The organism is Paraburkholderia lacunae (genome assembly GCF_003353175.1).
GTDB classification, from domain to species: domain Bacteria; phylum Pseudomonadota; class Gammaproteobacteria; order Burkholderiales; family Burkholderiaceae; genus Paraburkholderia; species Paraburkholderia lacunae.
In genome coordinates this window covers 169,546-188,357 of the sequence record NZ_QHKS01000009.1, presented here as the reverse complement: position 1 = coordinate 188,357, position 18,812 = coordinate 169,546, and the positions used below count along the sequence as shown (strand labels likewise).

The 18,812-nt window shown below is 62.6% G+C and carries 15 protein-coding genes; 9 read left to right on the top strand and 6 right to left on the bottom strand.

The genetic code is table 11. The annotated features are described in order from the left end of the window. The first annotated feature begins 73 nt into the window (after positions 1–73). Genes DLM46_RS15955 through tssJ form a run of 8 tightly spaced genes read left to right on the top strand, consistent with a single transcriptional unit; the run spans position 74 to position 11,044 of the window. On the top strand, positions 74–625 hold the full coding sequence (locus DLM46_RS15955) for a hypothetical protein (RefSeq protein WP_115101710.1): 552 nt from the start codon (positions 74–76) through the stop codon (positions 623–625). Between the two features lie 44 nt (positions 626–669). Beyond that, positions 670–927, top strand: a complete 258-nt coding sequence (locus DLM46_RS15950) for a PAAR domain-containing protein (protein ID WP_115101709.1) — start codon at positions 670–672, stop codon at positions 925–927. After that, on the top strand, positions 928–2,172 hold the full coding sequence (locus DLM46_RS15945) for a hypothetical protein (RefSeq protein ID WP_115101708.1): 1,245 nt from the start codon (positions 928–930) through the stop codon (positions 2,170–2,172). Then, positions 2,169–5,822, top strand: a complete 3,654-nt coding sequence (locus tag DLM46_RS15940; protein WP_115101707.1) for an ImcF-related family protein — start codon at positions 2,169–2,171, stop codon at positions 5,820–5,822. Before DLM46_RS15945 ends, DLM46_RS15940 begins: the two co-directional genes overlap by 4 nt. 2 nt (positions 5,823–5,824) lie before the next feature. Next, on the top strand, positions 5,825–7,423 hold the full coding sequence (tssA, locus tag DLM46_RS15935; RefSeq protein ID WP_115101811.1) for a type VI secretion system protein TssA: 1,599 nt from the start codon (positions 5,825–5,827) through the stop codon (positions 7,421–7,423). Positions 7,424–7,435: 12 nt separating this feature from the next. Further along, positions 7,436–9,259 carry a type VI secretion system baseplate subunit TssF gene (gene tssF / locus DLM46_RS15930; RefSeq protein WP_115101706.1) on the top strand — a complete coding sequence of 608 codons (1,824 nt, stop codon included), beginning with the start codon at positions 7,436–7,438 and terminating at the stop codon, positions 9,257–9,259. Further along, positions 9,223–10,488 (top strand): type VI secretion system baseplate subunit TssG, encoded by a 1,266-nt coding sequence (gene tssG / locus DLM46_RS15925; protein ID WP_115101705.1) that lies wholly within the window; start codon positions 9,223–9,225, stop codon positions 10,486–10,488. Before tssF ends, tssG begins: the two co-directional genes overlap by 37 nt. A gap of 13 nt (positions 10,489–10,501) precedes the next feature. Next, positions 10,502–11,044, top strand: a complete 543-nt coding sequence (tssJ, locus tag DLM46_RS15920; RefSeq protein ID WP_115101704.1) for a type VI secretion system lipoprotein TssJ — start codon at positions 10,502–10,504, stop codon at positions 11,042–11,044. Positions 11,045–11,117: 73 nt separating this feature from the next. Here tssJ and DLM46_RS15915 read toward each other — a convergent pair whose 3' ends face one another. Next, positions 11,118–12,176, bottom strand: coding sequence for an HAD family hydrolase (locus tag DLM46_RS15915; protein ID WP_115101703.1), 1,059 nt, complete (start codon positions 12,174–12,176; stop codon positions 11,118–11,120). 461 nt (positions 12,177–12,637) lie between these two features. On the opposite strand from DLM46_RS15915, the gene DLM46_RS15910 reads away from it, so the two are divergent. Next, positions 12,638–13,624 (top strand): aspartate aminotransferase family protein, encoded by a 987-nt coding sequence (locus DLM46_RS15910; protein ID WP_244306231.1) that lies wholly within the window; start codon positions 12,638–12,640, stop codon positions 13,622–13,624. Between the two features lie 2 nt (positions 13,625–13,626). On the opposite strand, the gene DLM46_RS15905 is transcribed toward DLM46_RS15910, so the two are convergent. From DLM46_RS15905 to DLM46_RS15885, 5 genes are read right to left on the bottom strand one after another with little or no spacing between them, the layout of a single operon-like run. Beyond that, entirely contained in the window at positions 13,627–14,373 is a 747-nt protein-coding gene (locus DLM46_RS15905) for a WbqC family protein (protein WP_208866284.1), read from the bottom strand. A gap of 1 nt (position 14,374) precedes the next feature. Then, a complete protein-coding gene (locus DLM46_RS15900) occupies positions 14,375–15,610 on the bottom strand; it encodes an aminotransferase class I/II-fold pyridoxal phosphate-dependent enzyme (RefSeq protein ID WP_115101702.1) in 1,236 nt (411 codons plus the stop codon). Next, positions 15,607–16,803 carry an aminotransferase class I/II-fold pyridoxal phosphate-dependent enzyme gene (locus DLM46_RS15895; RefSeq protein ID WP_115101701.1) on the bottom strand — a complete coding sequence of 399 codons (1,197 nt, stop codon included), beginning with the start codon at positions 16,801–16,803 and terminating at the stop codon, positions 15,607–15,609. The genes DLM46_RS15900 and DLM46_RS15895 overlap by 4 nt, the downstream gene beginning before the upstream one ends. A 22-nt stretch (positions 16,804–16,825) precedes the next feature. Beyond that, positions 16,826–17,518 carry a class I SAM-dependent methyltransferase gene (locus DLM46_RS15890; RefSeq protein ID WP_165847986.1) on the bottom strand — a complete coding sequence of 231 codons (693 nt, stop codon included), beginning with the start codon at positions 17,516–17,518 and terminating at the stop codon, positions 16,826–16,828. A 30-nt stretch (positions 17,519–17,548) separates the two neighbouring features. After that, the gene (locus tag DLM46_RS15885; RefSeq protein WP_115101699.1) at positions 17,549–18,691 is read right to left on the bottom strand and encodes a DegT/DnrJ/EryC1/StrS family aminotransferase; all 1,143 of its coding nucleotides are present in this window, start codon (positions 18,689–18,691) and stop codon (positions 17,549–17,551) included. Between the last annotated feature and the right edge of the window lie 121 nt (positions 18,692–18,812).

The window sequence follows — 18,812 nt, the reverse complement described above, 5'->3', positions numbered from 1 at the left end:
GTGATAATGGATATTCCGAGAAAAAACGCGATTAACAACGTTGCCTCCCTTATTCCAATTGCAGGGGCATAGCATGTTCGCCAGAAAATTACTACTTACTTTTTTCGCCATTTTTTCGGTACATACTATTTCTCTGGCTTCTGATGCGCAGGTCAAATGCCCAGCTGCTCAGATCGGTCACAACATATTTAAGGCATCGCAGATATCAAAAAATTCTGTTGTTGCCATCGAGAGGAGAAATGGTGACTATCCTATCGTCTTGGTCATGTATAACCAGGCTGATAGCGAGTTATGCAATAAATCAGAGTTTGCCAGGTACTCAATAGAAGGATCTGCCCCGACAGTTGAATCTCTATTTTTTTATAAACTGGATGGGGAAATCAATCTTTTTACGATTGTCTCGTGGTCTATAAATAACAGAGGTGAGGGTACATACGGGACGCTTTACCAAGTCTATGCTTACAGGAAAAGCAATGACGGTTCTTTGAAAGAAAACAAGAAAATTACTGAAAATAATGAGATGACGGGAATGGACGGCTACGACAATGGGCAACAATCCACGTTCCCCTATAGGACAGCCGCCGATGTGAAAAGGGCTTTATATCATTTCCATGGCCGCAGTTAATTACATTGACGACCAATATCTTACTCACAGGATTGGGGGCACGCATGAAAAAACTAGCATACGAAGGCGATAGCACGAGCCACGGCGGAAAGATCCTCAGCGGTTCGGATCGCATCAAGATCAAGGGTCGCCGGGCGGCACGGATTGGCGACATCGTGTCGTGCCCGATCCACGGCGACAACGAAATTGTTGAGGGAGGCACGAGCATGACAGACGCCGGCGTGCCAGTTTCACGGGATGGCGATCGGACCCAATGCGGCAGCTTCCTCATTGCCACGTCGGACGGAGCGACGGTCCGATAGATGCCAATCGACTTTGCACGGGTGCCGCCACGGGTCGCGGTGCCGGAGCCTCCGCGACCGTCAAAGCTTCTCTGGGCCGTCCTGCTCGGTGTGGTTATGTGCCTGGGCGCCGCGCTGGCGATTTTTCTGTGGCCCGCAGGAAGGCCGACGAACACCGTCCGGTTCTGGGTCCGCGTGATCGTCTATCCGGTGCTCGCGTGGGTGTTCCTGCTGTGTTGTCGTCTCGGCTATTCATACGCACGACGCAGCGGAGCGATTGCGAACAATCGGGTCAGCGACGATGAGGAACTGAAATGCCACAAGCTGGCCAGCGTGCCCCTCGCGGTGCTCGGGCATGCCTGGTGTTTTTCCTGTGACGATCAGGAGAACGGCATCGGGGGACTGGTCAACGGCAGTGTGAAGATGGCCGTTCGATCCAGCCGGGCGGTCCCGGGGCTCGATGTCAAGGCCCGGTGGCTGGAAATCCCTGGAAAGCCGTTCTACGCGGGAAATGAACTGACCGAGCACGCACGTCATCGGGTGGTGTCCGACTGGCTCCTGAACAGGTTGGTTGACGGGATTGGTACCGAACTGGCCGCGTTGCCCGGTCGCACCACCCTTCAGGTCGATCTGTGCATACGGTCGGAAATGGACCTGGCGAACGTCCGCGCCCGCTTGCAAGAACTGATTGCAGCCAGGGCGCCGGCTCTGCGAGTGACCGTCAAGGCGAGTGGAGAGCACCTATCGCTCTTTCAGACGGACGCGTGGCATGACGGCCTGAAGGCCGGCGAGGCGCATTTGCTAATCGCGATCCAGTTGCGTAAAGCGGTCAGCGAACGGTTGCAGGACGGCGTCTCCGAGACAGGCGTTGCGCTGTTGCTGGGCCACCCTGCCATCGTCCGGAACATGCCTGCAATCGGGACGTCGCTCCGCTTGCATCGCCCGGCTATCGGAGAGTCAGACACGGTGAGCAAGCCACTCGAACTTGCCGCGCGCTGGGGGCAGGCTGATTCAACTTACATCAAGACGGTGTGGAGCCACGGCCTCGCCGAAGAACTCGTGCGTTCGGTCAAATCGTCGCCTCAGTTCGGTGAGAAAACGCGATGGGTTGACCTTGGCGCAACGGTCGGAACATGTGACGGCGCGGGCGCCTGGCTCGCAACGACCCTGGCCGCGGAACACGCGTCGCTCATCGGCGATCCGCAACTCGTCCTCACCCAGGAAGGCACCGACATGATTGCCCTCGTGTGCAGAAAGCAAATATGACTGAATACAAGCCACAGCCTGTACCGATCTTCATCGGTATCGCAATTGCCATCGTTTTCCTTGCGTTGGGCATCGCCGTTTGGGTCGAGGGACCCGGACGGGGATGGTCGCGCGATACAAGGATCATCATCGAGTTGAGTCTGTTAGCGGGCTTACTTATATCAATCATTCTCGTGAAGTACTTCGAAGCTGTCGTGTTGCGGATCGCTTCGATGCGTGCAGCGAGGTGGCTCGCGCAGTACGACTGGAAACGGCAAGCTCACGGTGGCGCTGGACGAGCCACGCCGTCGCAAGAAGGGGATCTGGGGCGACCTGATGCACTGCGCAATGCGCTTCGCGAGCGTCATGGGCGGCGCTGGCGGTACCGGGATCGGTGGGTGGTGGTCGCTGGGGATGAGTCGATCGTCAAGCGCCTCGCACCCGGCCTCGTACGAAGCGGCTACACGATCTCGGGCAACACCGTCCTGCTTTACGCGAAGCAGACCGGCGATCAGCTGGATACCTCCTGGCTCGATCAGATCCGTCGCCTGCGCCGCCGGCGACCGGTCGATGCCGTCGTGGCAGTGGTGCGAACCCATACTTCGGGCAATCGGCCGTTTGATGCGGAACGCACCGCCCAGCGTCTGGTTCGCCACACCCGTGCGCTGCGTTGGGCCGCGCCCGCGTATCTGCTCAACGTGACCGAGGTCGGAAGCGAAACGCCCGGCCCGGACGAAGCGATCGGCTGCACCTGGTCGAACGCACGGCTCGGTCCGGATGAGTTTATCGCCTCACTGCGCGGAGTCTCCGACGAACTGGCCGATGCCGGTGTCGTGCGCCTCACGAAAGATCTGACAGACCGCTATCCCGCCGAACTGTCGCACCACATCGCGCAATACGGCAGCGCACTGTCGGACCTCGTGACCCAGATCGGCCGGTCGCGTATCTGGCGCAGCGCGATTCATGGCGTGCTATTCACGCCGCTATTCAAAGAGCGCGCTGCGGGCGAGTCGGAAGCCGAGACGGAGGGCGGCGAAGGTAACACCATCGGGCAGCGTACGGTCTGGCAAACCATTGCCGACCACAGCCGCCGCATCCACGGCAGGCGTGTCGGGTTCTCGCTCCCGACTGCGGCTGCGTTGGCCGTCACGGCATGCGTCGCGTTCTGGATCGCGGGCACCTTTTTCTCGGGCTTCACGAACCGCGCGACGATCCAGGCAGCGGCGGACACAGTCGCCAAGCTCTCGGCCACACAAGACCGCACTCAGGCCGCACTGACGCTCGACAGCCTGCAGAAACAGCTCGATACGCTCGAGGTTCGTCAACGCGATGGCGCACCGTGGACCACGCGCTTCGGCCTGAACCGCGACGCAAAACTCTTCGCCGCGCTATGGCCGGGCTACGAAAGCGGTGTCGGCCGCATTGTCATCGCTCCCATCCGCGAAAAGCTGGAACAGCGCCTGCAACAACTCGCCTCGCTGTCGGACGCGGAGATTGCGAGCGGCGGCGACGCGCAGGTCAAGTCCGCCTATGACACGCTCAAGACGTACCTGATGCTCGCGAGGCCCGAACACGCCAACGCAGCGTTCCTCACGCCCCAGCTGATCGCAACAGCGGCCCCTGCACGCCCGCTCAATTCCCCCCTGAGCGAGGGCGCGTGGCAGGACCTGCGCCAGCACCTTATCGCCTTCTACGCAAATCATCTTGGCCAACGCGTGACGGCCGGAAGCACGTCGCTCGCGATCGTCCCCGACGCGTTGCTCGTTAGCGCGACGCGTCAGACGGTAATCGGCGTCAGAGGCATCCAGAACTCGATCGATACGATCTATCAGCAGATGCTGGATGAAGCGAAGCCGAAGTATCCGCCTGTGTCGCTCGCGACGCTGCTCGGCGACATCAGCAGCCGAGGTCTGTTCAGCACCACCGCCACCGTGCCCGGCGTTTTCACGCGCGCGGCCTGGGACGAACGTATCTCGAAAGCGATCGACGAAGCGAGCGAGCAGCGCAACGTTGCCGGCGACTGGGTGCTCTCCGACACCCCGAAGGAAGCCTCCTTGGGTACCCGCACCAGCGCGACGCCGACGGCATCGCTAAAAGCCGAACTGCGGCAACGCTATTTCGACGACTACGCTCGCGCATGGCAGCTGTTCCTGAATAGCATCCACTGGCAGCCGACACCGACGCTCTCGGGCACGGTCGACCAGCTCACGCTGCTGGCCGACCCGCAGCGCTCGCCGCTTGTCGCGCTGATGAACGTTGTCGTGTATCAGGCGGGCGCCGGCGCAACGGCACAGTCGCTGTCGGACGCACTGATCAGCAAGGCGCAGCAGCTCGTCGGTGCTGAAGAATCCCCCAAGGGGACTTCCTTCGGGGTGAGGGATCCGTCGAAGATTGCCCAGCCGCAGAACACCGCGCCACTCGCAACCGCATTCGGCCCGCTGTTGCGCCTGACCGGCAGTGATCTCGCCGCGGGCGGCGCCGGCAACGGCAACGCGGCCGCACAAATCGCCGCAACGGGCGACCTGAGTCTTGCGCGCTTTCTCGAACGCGTGACCGCGATGCGGCTGAAACTGCAGCAGATCATGATGGGCAGCGATCCGGACGCGATGTCGCGTGCCGCGGCACAGGCCGTGCTGCAGGGCAAGACTTCCGATATTGCGGACAGCCGCGACTACGCGAGCCGCGTGGCCGCGAGCCTTGGCGAGCAGTGGGCCGGCTTCGGGCAACTCCTCGAGCAGCCGCTCGACCAGACTTGGCAGGTGGTACTGCAGCCGGCTTCGTCGAGCCTGAACGACACGTGGCGCACGGCGATCGTCGCCGACTGGGACAAGTCCTTTGGCGGCCGCTATCCGTTTGCCGATTCCGACAACGACGCGTCGCTGCCGGAGATGGCGCGTTTCATGCGCCCAGACAGCGGCGTGATCACGCAGTTCGTGACGTCGCAACTCGCCGGCATCGTCGAGCGGCAGGGCGACCGCTGGGTGCCGGCGCAAGGTGCGAATCACCGCGCTCTGACCGTCGACCCGGCGTTCCTCGCCGCACTGAACAAGCTCATGCGCGTCTCTACCGTGCTCTTTCCATCCGGCGACGCCCATGTACGGTACGAACTGCGCGCGGTGCCGACGCCCGGCGTTACCGACATGAAGTTCGTGCTGTCGGGCCGGGAGCTGCACTACTTCAACCAGAAAGAGGAGTGGACGCCATTTGTCTGGCCGGGTGATGCGATGGAAAACATCACTCACGTCGAATGGCAGACCGAGCAGGGTGGTTTGCGCTCCGCACTTGACCGACAGGGTCGTTTCGGTCTGATCCGCCTCCTCGAGCGAGCCACAGTCACCCCGCAGGACAGCGCGCGGTATCTGCTCGCGTGGAAGCCAGACCAGAGCCTGGGCATTCCGCTGAGTGTGCAGCTGCGCAGCGAAGCCGGGGCGGGGCCGCTCGACGTGCTCGCGCTGCGTCACTTCACATTGCCGACGCGGATTTTCGTGACGGGTCCGGCGAAGGCGGCACAGAAGCAGGCCTCCTCCAAGGGGACTTCCTTCGGGGCGCCCCCCAAGGGGACTTCCTTCGGGGCGTCGGCCGGTCCGCCACCGTTGCCGCCGGCGGCGATCGCCGCCGCGAAACACGCGGCGATGCCGCTGCCGCACGGCGTACTGCCGGAGGTCGAATGAGCATGCTGCCCAATCTCCTGAATGCGCTGTTTCCTTCACGCGACCCGGACCAACTCGTGCGCGCGCGCATTGACGCGTGGAGCGCGTGGCTTGCTCCGCTGCCGGGTGCAGACGGCGTGGGCCGTGATCCCGGCTACGAGGATGCGTTCTTCGCACTGAAAGACGAGGTCACAAAACTCTCCGGAATCGACGATGCATTAGTCGTGCGTTCGTGTGAGCAGCTGATCAGGGAAACCGGCAAGGATCTGCGCGTGGCCGGTTACTACGCCTTTGCGCGCCTGCGTCAGGACGGGCCTGCCGGCCTTGCGGACGGGCTGGAACTCGTCGCTGCGCTCGTGGACCGCTTCGGTGAAGCGCTGCTGCCAGCGCGGGCCGAAGCGAAGAAGGGTGCGCTCGAGATGCTCGCCACCTCGCGCATGATCGACCTGCTCGAAAGCCGCGGCGGACCTCACAACGGGTTCGCGCCAGCCGACCTCGAACGTGCCATCGCGGCGCTCGATCTGCTCGTTACGCGCACCGGCGAGTGGACGGAGGCGGCACGCCCGAACCTGCAGCCGCTGGTTTCCCGCTTCGAGCGCAACGACGACCCGCCGCGCAGCGAAGCGTCCGGCATGCCGACAATGTCCGCAACGGATGCAGGCAAGCCGGCGATACCGACATGCTCGGTGTCTTCCACGCGCGACCTCCTGGACCAGGCGCGCACGATGGCGACCTGGCTGCGCGATCAGGAAAACGGCTACCTGCCATCGGTGCGGCTCGTGCGCAGCGTCAGGTGGGATACGTTGCACGAGGTGCCGCCGGCGGATGCACAGTCGCGCACGCGTCTTGTGCCGCCGCGCACCGAACTGCGCCAGCAGATGAAGCGGCTCGTGCTACAGAAGCAATGGCACGAACTGCTTGAACGCGTTGAAGGCGCGTTCATGGAAGGCGTCAATCACCTGTGGTTCGATCTCCAGTACTTCCAGCACGTCGCGCTCGACCACGTTGGCGCGCCCTACAGCGGATGGCGCGAGCTGCTGAGAGCCGACCTTGCCCTGTTCCTCGAGCGCCTGCCTGGCGTCGAGCGGCTTGCGTTCAATGACGGCACGCCGTTCGCGGACGACACGACGCTGGAGTGGATCGCAAGGCACGCAGTGGTCCGCGATCTCGAAGCGGGCGAGACGGTCGCGCCGCCTCCGGTCTCGGCCGACAGTGAAGACGGCGCCGCCAGCGACTGGCCGGAAATCGAGGCGCAGGCACGGGACATGGCCGCAAGCCAGAGCCTCGAAGCCGCCTTCGCTTGGCTGGAGGCATTGCCCGGCATCCGAACCGAACGACAGCGATATCTGCAGCGCCTCGTGATGGCCCGGCTCGCCGATCATGCGGGACGCACGGACGCCGCAGTGCCTCTGCTCACCGAACTGGACGCCACGGCGCAAACGGTACCGCTGATCCGCTGGGAGCCGGCGCTCGCCTTCGAAGTCAAGCACCAGTTGATCCGGGCACTGAAGGCGATGAGTAACCGCAAGGACGCCGACAAGCCCGCGCTCGCTCGCCGCATCGACCAGTTGCAGGGCGAGCTGACCGTGCTCGACCCCGCCCGCACGCTGACCCTGTCATAAGAACGAGTCTCCATGGAACACGACGATCCGATCCTGCGGTACTACGAAGCCGAGATGCGCTATCTGCGCGAAGCCGGCAAGGAATTCGCGAAGACGCATCCCGACCGGGCGCGCATGCTCAACCTCGACCGAGTCGGCGATCGCGATCCCTACGTCGAACGCCTGTACGAAGGCTTCGCGTTCCTGACCGGCCGCCTGCAGCAGAAGCTCGACGACGAACTGCCGGAACTGACGGAAGGTCTCGTGAGCCTGCTGTGGCCACACTACCTGCGCATGATCCCGTCGCTGTCGGTGGTGGAACTCATTCCGCTCGCCGACAAGCTGCAGAAGACGGAAACGGTTGCCGCCGGCATACCGGTACGCTCGGCGCCCATTGCCACCCCGGCGACGCCCGTGACATCCGGTAGCGAAGGCACGACGCCGAAAACCGTGCAGTGCGTCTATCGCACCACGCAGCCGGTGACGCTGCAGCCCGTACGTCTCGCCAGTGCGGGCCCGGCTGTGCGTCACGATGGCCGTTCGGCGATCAGACTGCGCTTCGAGATCGACCAATCGGCGCAGCGTGAGGAAACCGAACTGTCGCGACTGCGTCTCTACCTGAACGCGGATCTGCCGACGGCGTTCGCGATGCATCTCGCGTTGACACGTCAGGTCGATTCGGTTGCGTGGCGTATTCCGGAAGTGCGCGACGGCGAGGCAATGCCACTCCAGGGCGTGACGCTCGAGCCCGCCGGCTTTACGACGGAAGAGCGGTTGTGGCCCAAAGCGGAGGCTGCGTTCTCCGGCCTCCAACTGCTGCTCGAATACTTCACCTTCCGCGAGAAATTCCTGTTTGTCGACCTGTGCGGACTCGACGTCGCGAAGCTGCCAGAGAATGCATTCAGCTTCGAGCTGGAAATCCTGCTGAAGCACAGCTATCCGTCCGACCAGCGTTTCACGAGCGAAAACGTGCGGCTCTTCTGCACGCCGGTGATCAACCTGTTCACGCTCGATGCGGAGACGATCCAGGTGAATCATCACGAGACGGAATACCGGGTCGTGCCGGCCGGCCATCAGGGTGAACACGTCGAAACCTACTCGGTCGACGCGATCGAATCATTCGATCACGAAACGGCGGAGCGTTACGAATACGTGCCGTTCGCCACCTTCCGGCATCGCGGCGGCATGATGCGCCACGAAGCGCCTGAACGGTACTTCCACACCCGGGTGCGCCCGGGTGTGACGGGCCTGCACGAGACGTGGGTAATTCTGGGCGGCCACGCATGGGAGTCGATGCAGGATCTGCCGGAGGAGAGCCTGTCGCTACGCGTGACCGGCACGAACGGCATGCTGCCGCGAAAAGGACTGCGCGAAGCGAGCATCGATGAGCTGGCCGCGAGCACGCCGAACCTGACAGGCGTACGCAATCTTGCCGCACCGACCCTGCCGTTGTATCCCCCGACCGGCGACCGCTTCCAGTGGCGGGTTCTGTCGCATCTCGCGCCGAACTTCCTGTCGATGATGGACGCGGAGGTGCTGCGTGGCGCGCTGGCGCTTTACGACTGGACCGGCGACGAACTGAACCGCCGGCGTCTCGCGGGCATCCTGCACGTGTCGGAAGAACTGATCGAGGAAGTCTCAGGCGGTTCGGTCGAGCGCGGCGTGCTGATCGAGGTGACGCTCGACAGTCACGCGTTCGCAGGCGTTGGCGACCTGATGCTGTTCGGCGAGCTGCTGCACCGCTTCTTCGCGCTATACGCCGAGATCAACCTGTTTACGAAACTCGCGATTGTGAGCCTGCCATCGCAAACCCGTACCGAATGGCCGCGCAGCAAGGCGCGGCGCTCCCCGCTATGAAGCAGTACGCCCCGAAGGAAGTCCCCCGCCCCGAAGGAAGTCCCCCGCCCCGAAGGAAGTCCCCTTGGGGGATTGGGGGATTGGGGGACCCCACACCGGATCGGGAGCACCCGGATACGGAATCGCTCGTGAGATCGCTGCTTGCGCGCGCGCCGACGATGAGCTTCATGCAGTTATGCCGATTGCTCGAAGTGCGCGTGCCGGACCATCCGGGCTTTGGCACCGGCGACACACTCGAACATGAGGTCGTGCGATTCCGGCCGCGGCCGCGTACAGGGTTTCCCGCCGGTGAGGTCGCGTCGGTCGAATTTGCGGACGGGGCCGACACCGGGCTGGATACATCCGGGCCCTTAACTGCCTCAACCTTGCCGCCGACCGTGCGCACGACGTTCATGGGGCTGTACGGCGTCGACGCTGCAATGCCGTCGTACATGATCGACGACATCGTGCTCCGGGAGGAAGGACACGAGGCGCTCGAAGCGTTTCTCGACCAGTTCAATCACCGGTTCGTGACGCTGCTGTACCGTGCATGGAAAAAGTACCGCTACCCGATCGGCTTCCGTCCGGGCGCGACCGACGAACATTCGCTCAAGCTGCTCAGTCTCGCCGGCTTCGGCTGGGGCGAGAAACCCGCACGCGCCGGGCTGCCGGATTCACGCGTGCTCGCGCTGCTCGGATTACTGATCCAACGCACGCGTACGTCCGAGGGGCTCGCTGGTGTGGTCGCACTGGCGGTGCCGGGCGTCGAGGTGCGTGTCGACGAATTTCATCCGACCTTCAAGGCTGCCGGCAAGCCGCATGTACTCGGTTCGACCGGATCGGACAAGGCCGACGACGGTGCTAACGACAACTCCGGCACACTCGGTGCCGGCTACACGCTCGGCACACGCGTCGCCTACCGCGGTCGCGCGGTGCGGCTCACGATGCGGCCGGCGAGCGCCGTACAGGCGCACGACCTGCTGCCCGGGGCGCGGCTGCACCGCGAGCTGATGGCGTTCCTGCGCCTGTACGTCGGCACGAAGGCTGACGTGTTCCTGCGCATGGAAGTGTCGTCGCGGCACGTGCCACCCCCAACCATGACCTCAGCGTCGAGTGGTCCGCTGCCGCGCCTTGCATGGACCACTGTGTTGCCATCGGAGAACGAGCGCCTGATCACGATTGAACTCGGCAGCTACGAAGCGTTTCCCGCGCCGGCGCCAAACCCGTATCTTGCTCAACGCGTTGCCTGACTCCGGAGAATCCATGTCCAATCGCCTAACCCGAACCAACCTGGCCGTCCTTGCATCCGCCCTGCAGCTCTCCGCGTGCGGCGCCTGGCAGACTGTGTCCGACGGCACCGCGAGCGCGTACCACGCCGTGTTCTACAAGCAGGTCAAAACGTTGAACGTTGATCTGACGGCACGCGCGTCCCTCAATCCGGACGAAACAAACCGGTCGACCTCGGTCGCGGTGCGCGTGTACCAGCTCAAGGACCGCAAGCTCTTTGACGCTGCGTCCTATGACGATCTGTTAAAGAACGACAGAATCGTACTTGCGCAGGACCTACAAACCAGCCTCGCTACGGTGGTGAACCCCGGCGCGTCCGCAAGCCTTTCGCAGCCGATGCAGCCGGATACGCAATACATCGCGGTCGTCGCGTTCTACCGCGATCCAGGGGCCGACGGTGCGTGGCGACGCGTGATTGCGACGAAGGATCTTTCGGCCGATGCGCCGATGAAGCTCGATCTGGTGAACCGGGAACTCGTCGCGTCGAACGATCCATCGAAGGAACGACCTGTCCAGTAAGGGTGCAGGATCGTGCGAGAGGCGCGGCAACACACGCGACCTATGTGCGGCAGCGGCCTTTCCGTGAACCCGCCTAGTTCACCGGCGCAGCAGCCGTCGTCGCAGCATCCGCCTTGAACACCGTACGCCAGTCGTCCTTCATATCGATCACGAGCCATCCTTTCGCATTGGCCTCGTCGAGCCCCTTGTCGAGTTTGCCGCTTTTCGACGCGCGATCGTAGGCATATTCCCGCTCCCCGTCCGTGTGATGTACCAGCACGGCCAGGCGCGGACCGTCGCTTGCCGAGGTCCATTCGAGCATGGGCACGTCGCCGTCCGCGTTGCCGAATGCGATCACCGGACGCCGTCCGATCACGCGATCGATAGCGAGCGGCTTGGCCGCGCCATCGACCAGGTTGTCCACCTGAGCGAGGCGAGTCAGCGACGTCGCGCTGTTGGTCTGGCTGTACTTGTACTTGACGGTGCTGCCGATCACCTGCTCGGGCGGAATGCCATACACACGCTTCGCCATGTCGCGGGCGAACTCGACGTCGCCGCCGGTGACCAGATAGGTCTTGAAACCGTTGGCGCGCAGATAGCCGAGCAACTCGAGCATCGGCTGATACGCAAGGTCGGTGTACGGACGGTTAAAGCGCGGATCGCTCGCGGTCTCGAACCATTCGTGCACGAGCGCGGCGAATTGATCGCTGGTCATGCCGGCGTGCGCGGCCCCCAGCAATTTCATCGAGCCCGCGTCGCCGCTCGCCGCGACGCTCTTCAGATTGCCTTTCAGGATCGAGCGGAACGGCTCCTGCCGCTTCCATTCCGGATGCCGCCCGGCAACAGTCTTGACGCGTTGCAGCGCGAACACCATTTGTATCGACGCGGGCTGCTCGGGCCACAGCGTGCCGTCGTTATCGAACACGGCGATCCGGTCGGTGCGCGCGATGAAGTCTTTCGATTCGGGCGTCGTTACCAGCGTAACGAAATCGACGATCGAGCGCCTGGTTGCGGTGTCGTTCCATGAAGCGAGCGCGGCGGCCGTCGACGCACTAGCCGACGATTCGCCCGCGTCCTGGCGCGGCAGACTCGTGCAAGCTGAAAGAACCACAACGGTCAAAGCAACGCAGTACCGGTGCATCGAGCGAATCATGAAAGCCTCATCAATAGCAGTGGGTCGGACTAAAAACGAGCGCCAGTCTAATCGGGTAGAGCGGTTATTTGCAGCCCCTTGATTAATTTCTTTTCGACGACGTGCGTGAAGTCTACCCGCGGTCATTGCACGCAGACCGTCTAATGCTTTTATCGATCTATATAAATTTCTTTAGAACGCGACCAGAAAAAATGCCAATTGAATTGGTATAAAAAAGACAGCGAGCTTGTAATCAGTCGCGGCTTTCGATCGCGTTGCAAATTTATCTCTGTAAAAGCAGGGGAATGCCCGGGTGAGCGGGCAGTTTCACGGGCTGCGCTACTCCGGCGGCGGGGGCGGGCGGTTCAGGCGATGAGTATGCCGATTCATGCCGTTACGGTAGCTTGGTGTACCCCGCGCGCGCCGATGGTCTTGAGATCAGGCATACTTTGCCGGGTGACGATTTCGAAGTGGAAGGCGGGATGTTGAATCGAGAGGCGATTGGCGGATATCTGGAGCTTGAACTGCCGCGCGGCGGCGGAGAGCTTTATCCGGGCGCGTTACGTTTCCAGTCGGGCCGCGCTGCGTTTCTGGCGTTGCTGGAAACGGGCCGGCCACGACGCGTCTGGATGCCGTGGTACACCTGCGAAACGATGCTCGAGCCGCCTTCCATGGCGGGCATTCCGATCGAGCACTACCGTCTCGACGACAATCTGGAAATCGTTGACGACGACATCGCGCTCGCCGCCGACGATTGGCTCCTCGCCGTCAATTACTTTGGTGTGTGTGACGTGCAGGTGAGCCGCTTGCTCGAGCGTTTTCCGCGCCGGCAGATCGTGATCGACAATTCGCAGGCGCTGTTCGCGCCGCCATCCGATTGCCTCGCGACCATTTACTCGCCGCGCAAGTTCTTCGGCATACCTGATGGCGGCTACCTGATTACCGACCTGCCGGTCGCAACGCCGGCTGAACAGGACGACGGGTCGGTCGAACGATGCGCGCCGCTGCTGGTTCGGATCGACCAGGGGCCTGAAGCGGGCTACGAGGGAATCCGTGCGGCGCGAGCGACGCTGCGCGGACAAAGGCCCAAACGAATGTCCGCGCTGACGCAGCATCTTCTGGCGCACATCGACTATCCGGATGCAGTCGAACAGCGCAATCGCAACTATGCGCGGTATCACGAGCGGCTCGCGAGGGAGAACGCTTTTCCCTTGCCCGCCACGCCGCCTCATGCGCCGCTGTGCTATCCGTTCTGGAACCACCGGGCCGATTTGCAGACGCCGCTGAGTGCGCGCCGCGTCTATGCGCCGAAATACTGGCCACATGTGCGCGGCGCCACCGGCACTTCGGATGACCTCGAACATCGTCTGTCGACCGAATGTCTCGCCCTGCCCTGTGATCAGCGCTACGGCGACGAGGAAATCGACTTCGTCGTGTCCGCGTTGCGCGACGCGATCGCCGGCCGTTGACCCTACAGTGCCGAAGCCGACGGCAGTTGTGCCGGCGACTGTAGCGTCGATCCCGAGTGCAAGGCCTGCACAATCCGCTCCGGTGCGTTCCACATCAGTACGTCGAGAATCGACAAGCCCGGTTCGAACCGGTAAGGGCCGGTGTCATAGCTGAAGCTGTCGAATGACAGAAATGCAAGTTCGATATTGCGCGCGGCAAAGTCCGCGGGGTCGAACAGGTCGCGTCCGCCGACCGGATTCACATAGCTGCTCGCGCCCAGCTGCGAACAGATGGCGGGCGCCCAACCGCCCGGTGGCAGCTTTTCCGGCAGATCGAGCTCGAGTTCGGAGCAGATTCGATAATTGAAAGCGAGGCCCAGGTAGCGGCATACGGCTTGCAAGCCGCGCACGTTCAGCTGCACGAGCGATGCGTCGGCACTGTCGGCCATGGCGTCTTGCACCAGGGCTTCAACCGCACGGTAATACGGCGCTTTATTCCTGTAGTGGCTCAGTTTGCCGAGCACGCTGCGGCGAGTGTCGGCGCCATTCAAGACCTGGGCTTCGCACGTCTTGATCGAAATGGAGGAGTTGGCGAGCGGCACGCTCAGGTAGTTCCAACCCTCCTTGGGGTGCAGAATCCGATTGCGGTTCATCCACGTCTTCGGCGTGTATTGCGTGACGTCGAAGACTACCCACGCATCCGTGTGGGCGATCAGCGCAAAGTGGCCGAGGTACGGGAAAAAATACGGCTGCATGATTCCCAGCTTCACATCACACTCCAAGCTTCCCGGCGATTTGCGAGGCGTGCCGTTGTGCAGCGCGGATCACCGCTGCGATGCGCTCGATGAGCGCGGTGTCGACCTGCGCACCGATGGGCAATTGCAGAATGGATTCGCACCAGTGCGCGGTGTTCGGCAAGTCGGCACGGCGGCATTGCGAGCCAAATCCGCGGGCGCCTTCTGCCGTGACGTTTTCAGCATCGAGCACGGCGAGCAGCGCGTCGCGCGAGAGGCCGAAGCCGCGCGCATCGATCTCGCAGACGACATTCTGATAATTGCTGACGCTCACACCCTGCGGCGCGCACAGACGCAGCCCCGGCACGTCGTCCAGCAGGTTCGAATAGGTGTCGTACAGGCGCCGGTTGCGTTCGACGAGCGCCGGAAAGTCGTCCAGGTTCATGAGCGCAATGGCGGCCTGCGCCTCCGACAGCCGGCCATTGCCTGTCTTGCCCACGGGAACCGGGCGGCCCATCCCGTAGTTGCTGCGGATGTTGCGCACGTGCGCGGCCAGATCGTCGTCGTTGGTGCAAATGACGGCGCCTTCGGTCGCGCTGAGAATATTGGCGCTATGAAACGAAATGACTTCGAGACGGCCGAAGCCGCCGATTGGCCGGTTGCGTGCTTCGCGGCCCGCTTCGCTGCTTATTTTGCTGCTTACTTCGCCGCTGATTTTGCTGCTGACTTCGCAGCCGAACGCATGAGCGGAGTCGAAATACAGCGCCACCTGACGTTGCGCCGCCAATTGCGACAGCCCATCGAGATCCGCCGCGCCGCCCCAGAGATTGACACCCAGAATGCCGCTGACGCCATCGCGCAGATGCGGCTCGACGGTTTCGACCGTCAGATGCCCGGTTTCGCGGGACACGTCGCAGAACTCGACCTCGGCATCGGCCCAGGCGAGCGATTGAGCGGTACCGACAAAGCTGAAGCCCGGCACGAGCACTTTGCCTTTCAGCCCCAACGCCTGCGCCGACAACGCGAGCGCGATACTCGCGGTCGTGACGCACATCGCGTGCCTGACCTGCAGCTTTTCCGCGAGGCGCGCTTCGAGCGCCTGCGCGAGCGGGCCGTGATTGGTGTAGTACTGGCGCGCGAAGATATCGCGAAAACGCGCTTCGTAGCGCTCCCAGTCCGGAAAGTTGTGCTGGCCGAGCGGCAGGCGGCGCGCTGATAGCGGGGGCGCGCCAAAGATCGCGAGGTCGGCGGAGTTCAGTGTGCGCGTGATCATGACGAGAACCGTTGGTTGATTTCGGCGGCGTGCGCGTGGATGAAGCCGAGCAGCGCGATGATCGCCTCGATGTCGGATTCGTCGACGAAGTGGCCGCACGGCAGCATCAGGAAGCGTTCGGCCAATACCTCGGTGGCGCTCAGATCGCCGGCAACGGTTGGATAGTCGACGCGTTTCTGGTGCAGCGCCGGCGAATAATACGGGCGCGACAGCATATGCTCGGCGTGCAGAATCGACAGCACATGCGCACGCTTCACCGGCCAGCCGTCGAGCAATTCGACGACGATATTCTTGTAGCCGCAGCGTTCAGTTTCGTCGAACGTCAAGAGGCGCATGTCGGGCACGGTCGGGACCAGACGCTGATAGGCGCGGTAACGGTCGCGATTGCGCAGCACCTGGTCTTCGACGTCGTCGATCGCGGCGAGCGCCATCGCCGCGTGCATCTCGTTCTGCTTCGCGTCGATACCGATCGGATCCAGCGTGCCGTCCTCGCGCAGGCCGAAGTCGCGCATGACACGCAGGCGAGCGGCAAGCGCGGCGTCGTGGGTGGTGACGTAGCCGCCTTCGAATGCATTGAACAGCTTGCTCGATTGCATCGAGAAACATTCGGCTTTGCCGGCCGAGCCGACCTTGCGCCCGCGATACGTTTCATAGACCGATTCGACCGCGTCGAACAACAGCGGAATGCCAGTCTGCGCAGACAGCGCTTCGAGTCCTTCCACGTCGCAGCAATTGACGATCGGATGCACGCCGAGAATCAGCGCGGTGTTTTCGTTGATGCACGGTGCGGCGGTTTCGGCAGTGATCGCCAGCTTGAGCGGATCGACTTCGCAGAAATGCGGCACGAGACCGGCCCAGGCGACGATGTCGGCCAGCCGGCGGTACGTCAGCGAAGGCATCACGACTTCGGTCTTACCCGGTAGCGCGAGGCATTTCATCGCAAGCACCAGACCCCAGAAGCCGCCCGCGAACGACACGCAATGCTCGACGTGGTGAAATTCGGCCAGCCGCTTTTCGAGTTGCTGTTCGACCGGACCGTAATCGGTGTACTGGCGCGCGTCGAAGAATGTCCTGGAATAAGACAGGAACTGTTCGACATCCGGCTGGACCAGATTCGAGATCGACCGTATCGTGTCGAACAACGGTGCGCCGCCGAATACGGCGAGATCGGCGGGCTGAGTTTTGCTGAACATGAATTCTTCGCTCCCGAATCGATTAACGTGCGCGTTCGAGCACGGCGTTGTAGCGGTAATGCGCCTGATAGAAAGAGTCGGGCATGCGTTCGATGCGGGTGTGCCAACCGGCTTGCGCAGCCAGCGCTTCGAGTTGTTCCGGCGAGCGCCATTGGCCGATCTGCGAAGCGGGGTCGTCAAGTTCGGCGCTGAAATCCTTGCCTTCCGGAAAGAAGCGGTGCGCGCGCTCCCGGTCGGGCAGATTGCCGAGAAAGAGGGTTGCGATACCGGTGAAGCGCGTGGCGAGTTCGCTCAACACGGCGCCCGCCTGCGCATCGCTCAGGTAGGACAGCATCGCGTAGCACAGCGCCTTGCTGAAACGCTCCGGATGAGTTTCGCTGCGCAGGAAGTGAATCGCGTCGTCGGCGACGAAGCGGCGGCCCGGCGCCTCGAAATTGCGCTGCGCCACCGAGATCAGATAATCGGAAAAATCCACGCCGACGAATTCGACGCAGCCGTCGAACAGATAGCGGGACAGCGCACCGTTGCCACAACCCAGTTCCAGCAGCCGGTCATCGCCGCTTAGCAACAGGCCGTCGCGCATCGAGTCGACGATCATCTGGATCTGCTCGTCCGGCACGGGTTTGCCGTATATCGTGCGCCGGACCTGGCCCCAGAGGTCGTCCGGGGGCAGCGTCTTCGGATACTCTTTGTAATCGGATTTAGGATATTCCATGCGATCGTTCATCGTTGAGCCTGCGTCGGATCAACTGGCGCAGCGGTTGCGCCAGGCGCACGACAGGACGATCTCGATGATCTGCTCCTGGGCGCTTTCTTCGAGGTCCGGGAAAATCGGCAGACACAGTACTTGTCGTGACAGCGCGGTGGCGACCGGCAGATTGTGTTCGCCGGAAGACGGCAGGCCGCGATACATCGGAAACTCGCTGATCAGCGGGTAGAAATAGCGGCGCGCGGCGATCTGATGCGCACGCAGTTCCTCATACAGATCGTCGCGGCTTACCGGGAACTCCGGCGTGACGAGGAGCGGAAAGTACGCGTAGTTGCGCGTGCAGTGCTCCGGCACCTCGTGCAGTGCGAGGCCGCGCACGTTGCGGAACGCCTTGCGGTAGCGCTCGTCGATGCGGGCCCGCTCGGTGTTCACGTGATCCATGTGCTTCAACTGCAGCAGTCCGAATGCCGCCTGCACTTCATTCATCTTGCCGTTGATGCCGGGCGCGACGACGGTGGTTTCATCGACGAAACCGAAGTTCTTCAGGTTGTCGATGCGGCGCTTGGTCTTGGCGTCGCGGCAGATGATCGCGCCACCTTCGAAGGTATTGAAGACCTTGGTGCCGTGAAAACTCAGCACCGACATGTCGCCGTATTCGAGAATCGAACGGCCGCGAATGCGCACGCCGAACGCGTGGGCGGCGTCGTAGATCACCCGCAGTCCGTAGGTGTCGGCAATCGTCTCGATGCGATCGACGTCGCACGGATTGGCATAGACGTGCACCGGCAGGATCGCAGTGGTTTGCGGCGTGATCGCCGCTTCGATCTTCTCCGGGTCGAGATTCATGCTGACCCGATCGATGTCGGCAAACACCGGCTTGATGCCGTTCCAGTGCAGCGCGTGGGTGGTGGCGACGAAGCTGAACGGCGTCGTAATGACTTCGCCGGTGATCTTCATGGCCTGCAGCGCCGTGATCAGCGCCAAGGTGCCGTTCGCGAATAGCGACAGATGCTCCACACCGAGGTATTCACAGAGCTGCTCTTCGAGCTGGCGATGGAACATGCCGTTGTTGGTCACCCACTTGCGTCTCCAGATTTCCTCGAGGTACGGGCGAAATTCGTCCAGCGGCGGCAGGAACGGCTGCGTGACGGGGGTGAAGGTGGGCTTGGAGTCGATCATTGGGAGAGCCTGCAATCGGTCAGGTCGAATGAACTGCCATTAACGTGCTGCGCCGGCTTCGGTAGTCGACTGGCGCCGGCACGCGCCGGGCGCAAGGACCGCCGTCAGTCAAAAGAGCTTC